Annotated in this window: 2 protein-coding genes; one reads left to right on the top strand and one right to left on the bottom strand. The window is 69.9% G+C overall.

The window, feature by feature from the left end:
* The first annotated feature begins 50 nt into the window (after positions 1-50).
* The gene (ybaK, locus tag GVN67_RS28995) at positions 51-524 is read left to right on the top strand and encodes a Cys-tRNA(Pro) deacylase (RefSeq protein WP_160000760.1); all 474 of its coding nucleotides are present in this window, start codon (positions 51-53) and stop codon (positions 522-524) included.
* 261 nt (positions 525-785) lie between these two features.
* Here ybaK and GVN67_RS28990 read toward each other — a convergent pair.
* Positions 786-1,354, bottom strand: a 569-nt coding sequence (locus GVN67_RS28990) for a tyrosine-type recombinase/integrase (protein WP_160000759.1), incomplete at its 5' end; no start/stop codon positions are given.

The following is a 1,354-nucleotide window of genomic DNA, read 5'->3' as shown; positions in this document are numbered from 1 at the left end:
AGGGGCCTCGCGGCCCTTCCCAAACCCGCCCCCGAGGGACCGCCGCCGGCATGTCGAAATCCACGCCCGCGACCCTCGCCGCCCAGAAGGCCGGCATCGCCTTCACCCTGCACGCCTATGACTACGACCCCGAGGCCGAGAGCATCGGGCTGCAGGCGGCGGCGGCGCTGGGCGAGCACCCCTGCCGCGTCCTCAAGACCCTGATGACCGAGGTCGACGGCAAGCCCGTCTGCGTGGTCCTGCCCTCGGACCGCGAGGTCTCGATGAAGAAGCTGGCCGCCGCCGCCGGGGGCAAGTCGGCGGCGATGATGCGCGTGCCCGATGCCGAGCGCCTGACCGGCTACCGCGTCGGCGGCATCAGCCCCTTCGGCCAGAAGAAGCGCGTGCCCACCTTCGTCGAGAGCGCCGCGACCGCAGAGGCGCATGTCTTCGTCAATGGCGGCCAGCGGGGGCTGCAGATCCGGCTGAGCCCGGCCGACCTGATTTCCGCCTTGGCAGCAAAGGCAGCGTCAGTAGCGGTTTGAAGAGAAGACAGAGGCAGGCCAGGGGAATGAATTCCCCTTTTCTTTCAGATTGCCATGTCCACGTGGGGACAGGACGCGCCACGGCCCCGCGGCAGCGCGACCTGTCAGCCCGCACAATTTGTAAAGTCCCGAGCCCCGCCATGACCCTTTCGCGACGCTGCCGGAGCCGCGCAGGTTTTTCAATGGCCGGTCACAGAAGAAGATGATGGGGGGTCTGGGGGGAAGAATTCATTCTTCCCCCCAGGCTTCACCCTGTCTTCTCTATCCCGTGCGCGGATGCGCTCTCTGCCACGTTTCCAGCAGCTTCGCCGAATCGACGGTGGTGTAGCGCTGGGTGGTCGACAGGCTGGCGTGTCCCAGCAGTTCCTGGATCGAGCGCAGGTCGCCGCCCGCCCCCAGCAGGTGGGTCGCGAAGGAGTGGCGCAGCGCGTGGGGTGTCGCCGATTCCGGCAGTCCGGCCAGGCGGCGGTAGGTGCGCAGCGCGCGCTGGGCCATGCCGGCGTCCAGGCGGCCGCCGCGGGCGCCGAGGAACAGCGGCTGGCCCGGCGGCGGGCCGCCGCGGGCGGCCAGGTACAGGGCGATGGCGCGCTCGACCGCGGGCAGCACCGGGACCAGGCGTTCCTTGTCGCCCTTGCCCAGCACCTTCAGTCCGATGCCGGCGCGCGGCGCCTGGCCGACATCGAGGTTCAGCGCCTCGGAAATGCGCAACCCGCAGCCATAGAGCAGGGTGAAGAGCGCGGTGTCGCGCAGCGTCAGCAGGGTGGAGTTTTCCACGCTGCCGGCTTCCTCCACCACGTGGCGCATCGCCAGCGCCCCGCCGGCCAGGGCCA

This window comes from Roseomonas sp. 18066, assembly GCF_902706185.1.
GTDB lineage: Bacteria > Pseudomonadota > Alphaproteobacteria > Acetobacterales > Acetobacteraceae > Pseudoroseomonas.
This window is presented reverse-complemented; position numbering and strand designations above follow the sequence as displayed.